The organism is Fodinibius sp. (assembly GCF_041642155.1).
GTDB lineage: Bacteria > Bacteroidota > Rhodothermia > Balneolales > Balneolaceae > Fodinibius.
On the sequence record NZ_JBEPWZ010000211.1, the window covers coordinates 1 to 5347 of the forward strand.

The following is a 5347-nucleotide window of genomic DNA, read 5'->3' on the forward strand; positions in this document are numbered from 1 at the left end:
CGTATACGGCTATGTGGAGGACTCTTCCTATCCGGATATGCTCTGCAGTAATTGCAGCCTCTATCTGGAACCGGAGCCGGGTAACAAATGTGGAGGATGCGTGTTATTTGAAGGGCCCGTGTTTGCAGAGGGCTATTGTGATTATTGGGAACCCAACGAATGATGGATTATTTATAATACTGGCTGTAAAATTAATATTTACTCAAGACAACGAATCAATAAGGCAGGCGGCATCCGTTCGTGTTGACATTCAGGCGCTTATGCACGTCAAAAAGTGATGCTCCGGCGAGGTCATTAATACCTTCCACTAACGCCCCATGGGGAAACTCACCGCTGGCCGGGTCCCAAAGCGGCTTATCCGTTAACGTTCGGTTATGATATCGGTAGAGGATGTTGGCGCCGATATCCGCCCCATTTTTTCCGGCCCCTTTCATATTGGAGGATTCCGGCACGAAGACAATACACTCGCCTTTCTCCAATCCCATCCCTTCCGGGCGGACAGACATAGATTGCTGTATGGGTCCGGAATGATCGGAAATGTCCTCTTCTTTCCCGGCAAAATTTCCGCTGGTGTTGGCCCAGGCGTTGGAATATTCAATGAGAAACTCATCCTGGTCCTCAGCATGCAGTCCCGATCCATCGTTGTCGAAAGCAAGGGCATTGTGTAGCGTAAAAGTGCAGCCGCCATACTCTGATACCATTGCACACGGGGGATCATCGCCCCGTTCATCTGCGCGGAAGCCTGTGCCTGTACCCCCGTAGAGCGTGATGTTTCGATTGTAGCTCTGCGTGGCACTACTGTGCCAGAGCCCCACTCCCCGCTGGCCGATCACCAGAAAATCAACAAACTTGTTGCCGATGGCTGGTTTGGCCTCGAAGTAGGGGGCGTATCGAGCGTCAACCCGGGAAGCGTGATAATTGTTAAGACCGATATTTCCGTAAAATTCATTATACGAGCCTCCCAAAGCCCTCGTAAAGGTATCCCCGCCGTGAGCATGAAATCCCACATTGGTACCTTCATTGATGCAGTTCTCCACCAGTCCCCACGCCCCCCGGTAAAAGGCCACCGCTTCGTCAGCGAATCGTCGCTCCTGTCCCGCGAGCCTGTGCGTGACTCCCTTGTAGTGTTTCCGTGGATGAATATAACAACGGCGAAACGTGACTTTTTCCGTTTGCCAGGCGAGGAAGGCGTGGCGATGGTGCTTGTAGGCTTCCGATTCTTCAACCAGTACATTGCGGCTGTTCAGGATAAGGTATATGTGATTGTTGTTGTTGACCCCTAACCGGTTGGAGTGGCTGGCAAGGATCCGCTTTAGTGTGATGTGACTGCTGCGATTAACTTCTACGAGTGAGAAGACGGATTCCATGCCGGGGCTTCCCTGGTGCAGCGGGTTCGGTTCTTCCGTTGCTTTGTCCTCTCCTGTTACGGTCAGTCCCAATACATTCCAGAAACGGTTTCGTGCAACGTATATACCAGGCATCAAACCGTCTGATTCCAAGAGCGGCTTGCGTTCGTTGACAGCCCGGACGGTAATCGGGTTATCAGGTAATCCTGTACGGGCGTTGCCCCGGTGTCCCCCGTCGATATGGAGCAGACCCGTTTTCTCTGGCCTGTACACGCCATCCATAACTCCGAGCACATCTCCCGGACGTAGGTGACGCAGCGCATGGTCAAAGGTCATCCAGGCTTCGTTGGGGGAAGTTCCCCGGTCGTCGTCTGAACCGTTCGGGGAGATGTAATGGGTCGGTTCGGGCCATTCCCGGGGTTCAGAAGAGAGTCCTTCGTAATCGGAGCCGGCACTCTGTGCTTGGATTTCTGTATGCAGAAGGCAAGTTAAAAGCAAACAGATGGTAAGAAACGGATGAATGTCTAATCGGATGATGATGCTCATATTCAATAGTATAGGATTCATATGGTTAAAAGAAGCCTTAATTAAACTGTTCTTCTGCCCGATGTCGGGCTTATCGGTTGGTTGAAATTCTCACACATGGGCTATATGCTGCGATTCCAATCTCCCTCGGGCCTTGAGCCTGAACATAATTCCTGGTTTTAAAAAGGCTTCTAACAATAAGTAAGGAAAATGGTCCCTCCAGCCGGTAACAGTACTTTGTCATATTTCACTGAGATATGAAATGCTTAGTATTATTGATGATGATTTTTTAAACATATCGAATATCATTTCTACTAACTGGGTAATAATATATCTCTGTATTGATACTTGCATGTTATTACAATAAGAAGTTTAATAGATATCTATCAATAAATGATATAAGAGCAAAAATTTTAATAAAAATATCCATTCCACATGACCGTGAAAGTCGAGTGAGAATGTTGAGGAACCATTGATCTATTTGCTCTATAGGTTAACCTGTGGGAGCACATAATTAGAAAATCAAAGATAGTATGGGTTTTACAGTTAAGAAAATGATCAATAACATCGTAACCGGATTCCTTTGCCTCACCGTGACCGCCGCCTGTGCCACCCTGTCTGATATGCCGGCAGAACATGAATATGATTTTGATACACTGATCATCAACGGCCGGGTCCTCGACGGCACCGGCAATCCCTGGTATTATACGGATATTGGTATAAAAGATGATGAGATTGTAAAAGTTGGAGAGCTGAAAAATGCCGTGGCCCGCGACACCATTGATGCCGCAGGCCTATACGTTACGCCGGGCTTCATCGATGTGCACTCCCATGCTGGCTCGGGCCTTGCCGATCCGGAGCTCAGCGAGGCCAAACCACTGCTCCTGCAGGGCATTACCACGGTTTTTGTTAACCCGGACGGCGGTGGAGCCGTCGACCTGGAGAAGCAGCGGCGGGATCTGCTTGAGGATGGCATCGGGGTTAACGTGGCACAGATGGTCCCCCACGGGTCAATCCGCAGTGCGGTAATCGGGATGGAGGATCGCGTGCCTGCTCCGGGCGAGATGGAGGAGATGAAACGACTGGTCCGGGAAGGCATGCGGGGCGGCGCCTTCGGGCTTTCCAGCGGCCCGTTCTATTCGCCGGGCAGCTATGCCACTACCGGAGAGCTGGTTGAACTGGCCCGGGAAGCGGCCGCATACGACGGGGCCTACACCAGCCATATCCGGGATGAATCCAACTACACCATCGGGCTGGAGGCGGCCGTCGATGAGGTCATTCAGGTCGCCCGGGAAGCCCAATTGCCGGGCGTGGTTACCCACATTAAAGCCCTGGGTCCGCCGGTGTGGGGGCTCTCCGAGACGATCGTGGCGAATATAGAAAAGGCCCGCGCGGAAGGCGTTGAGGTTTTTGCGGATCAGTACCCGTATATGGCTTCCGCTACCGGGTTGATTTCAGCCCTGGTACCGCGATGGGCGGAGGAAGGGGGACATGATAAACTGGTTGATCGGCTGGAGAGCCCGGAGCTGTTTCCCAAAATACGATTGGAAATGAAGGAGAACCTGGCTCGCCGCGGAGGCGCGGACCGGATACAATTCCGATATTATGATCCCGATTCAACTATTGAGGGCAAGACGCTGCAAGAGGTTGCCGGTGCCCGGAACAGATCGCCGCTGGAGATGGCTGTTGAGCTTATAAAAGAAGGAAAGCCCGGCATCGTATCGTTTAACATGAGCGAAGAGGATGTCCACCGTTTCATGCGTCAGCCCTGGACCATGACAAGCTCCGACGGGGGACTGGTACCCTTGGGACAGGGCGTGCCGCATCCCCGGAACTACGGTACCTACTCCCGAAAAATAAAGAAATATGCGACGGAAAAGGAAGTAGTCGATCTGCCTTCCGCCATTCGGAGCATGACCACCCTCCCGGCACAGGTTTTCGGTATCACCGGTCGCGGACAAATCCGGGAGGGAGCGAAAGCCGATATTGCTGTATTTGACCTGGATGAAATTACGGATGAGGCGACTTTCCAAAACCCTCATCAATATTCGCAAGGGATGAAATATGTCCTGGTAAACGGCCATTATGCCCTTAAAGAGGGACAAATTTTATCTCCCCGCCGGGGCAGGGTGTTGCATCATTCTGCTCAATGACAGCCACTTTTTTCAAAAAGCTTATCTTTGGCTATACAACTAATGCTAACGAAAGGAATGATAACATGCTTGCAGTGTTACAGATTGCCTCCCCGGACTCATTGTTGGGGTCGCAGGAATCAAAAATGCCTCCTCGCGATGACAGCTATGATTTGTAACGAATCTTTATGCTGAACGAACGTTAAATACATAGAAGTCTTTGCAAAACTGTGTTCTTGGCTGATTACAGCATCTTCGCGCATTTAAAATCCTTGCCTATGCCTTATTTGCTGCGGGTTTGAATTCGGTCCGGCTTTGATACGGACTAACTTCCCTGGTTTTTCAAAGGCTCCAAATACAAATTTTTAACACGATATGTTACATGAGTGCAATGATGGATAACACAAATCACGTCATCGTCATCGGTGCGGGTATTGCAGGATTGGCGGCGGCCTATTATTTAAGTAAAAAGGGGATAGGGGTTACCGTCTGTGACAAAGGGGATGGCCAGGATAATTGTTCATACGGGAATGCGGGTCTGATCGCACCGCGGCATGTTATCCCCCTATCATCTCCCGGGGTTATCAGCCAGGGGCTGCGGTGGATGCTCAAAACCGAAAGTCCCTTTTATATCAAACCGCGTCTGGATAAAGAACTGATTAGCTGGGTATGGAAGTTCAGGAAGGCTTCCACCCGGAAACATGTTAAAGAAGCCGGGCCGGTGCTAAGGGATATGCTCTTTAGAAACCAAAAGCTGCTCATTGACCTTGAAAAAAAAGAATCCATGAATTTTGGTCTTCAGCGTAACGGGCACTTAACGTTGTGCAACACAGAAAAAGGATTGAAGGAAGCGGCGGAAAAAGCGAAAAAAGCGAGCGCCCTGGGTGTTCCCACGGAAGTGTTGTCGGCGGAAGATGTGCAGGAAATGGAACCGAATATGAGAATGAGTATCCGGGGCGCAGTATATTACCCTGAAGATGCTCACTTGCATCCCGGAAATTTGATGAACCAGCTCAAGTCTTTTTTGCAAAAGCGGGGGGTTACTTTCAAATTTGATACAGAGATAACGGATATATTTGAAAAACCTGAAGGAAAAGTAGATGTTATAAGTTCAGACCATCAAAAATTAAGAGGAACACACGCTGTATTATGTTGTGGAGCGTGGACCCCTAAATTGATAAAGCATCTGAATGTCAGCCTTCCCATTCAGGCTGGCAAGGGGTACAGTTTAACGCTTGAAAACCCTTCAACGATTCCTCATACTAATTTTTTGTTATCGGAGAAAAAAGTGGCTGTAACGCCGATTATGGGTGATCTGCGATTCGCCGGGACGATGGAAATTGT

General features: G+C 49.9%; 4 protein-coding genes. 3 read left to right on the forward strand and 1 reads right to left on the reverse strand.

What is annotated here, in order from left to right; genetic code table 11:
* Positions 1-37: 37 nt before the first annotated feature.
* The gene (locus tag ACESLU_RS11190; protein ID WP_372638736.1) at positions 38-163 is read left to right on the forward strand and encodes a high-potential iron-sulfur protein; all 126 of its coding nucleotides are present in this window, start codon (positions 38-40) and stop codon (positions 161-163) included.
* A gap of 52 nt (positions 164-215) precedes the next feature.
* On the opposite strand, the gene ACESLU_RS11195 is transcribed toward ACESLU_RS11190, so the two are convergent.
* On the reverse strand, positions 216-1844 hold the full coding sequence (locus ACESLU_RS11195; protein WP_372638733.1) for a right-handed parallel beta-helix repeat-containing protein: 1629 nt from the start codon (positions 1842-1844) through the stop codon (positions 216-218).
* A 560-nt stretch (positions 1845-2404) separates the two neighbouring features.
* Between ACESLU_RS11195 and ACESLU_RS11200 the strand changes: the two genes are divergently transcribed.
* Entirely contained in the window at positions 2405-4024 is a 1620-nt protein-coding gene (locus ACESLU_RS11200) for an amidohydrolase family protein (protein ID WP_372638734.1), read from the forward strand.
* Positions 4025-4385: 361 nt separating this feature from the next.
* Positions 4386-5347: NAD(P)/FAD-dependent oxidoreductase (locus ACESLU_RS11205; RefSeq protein ID WP_372638735.1), on the forward strand; the 962-nt coding region annotated here is incomplete at its 3' end.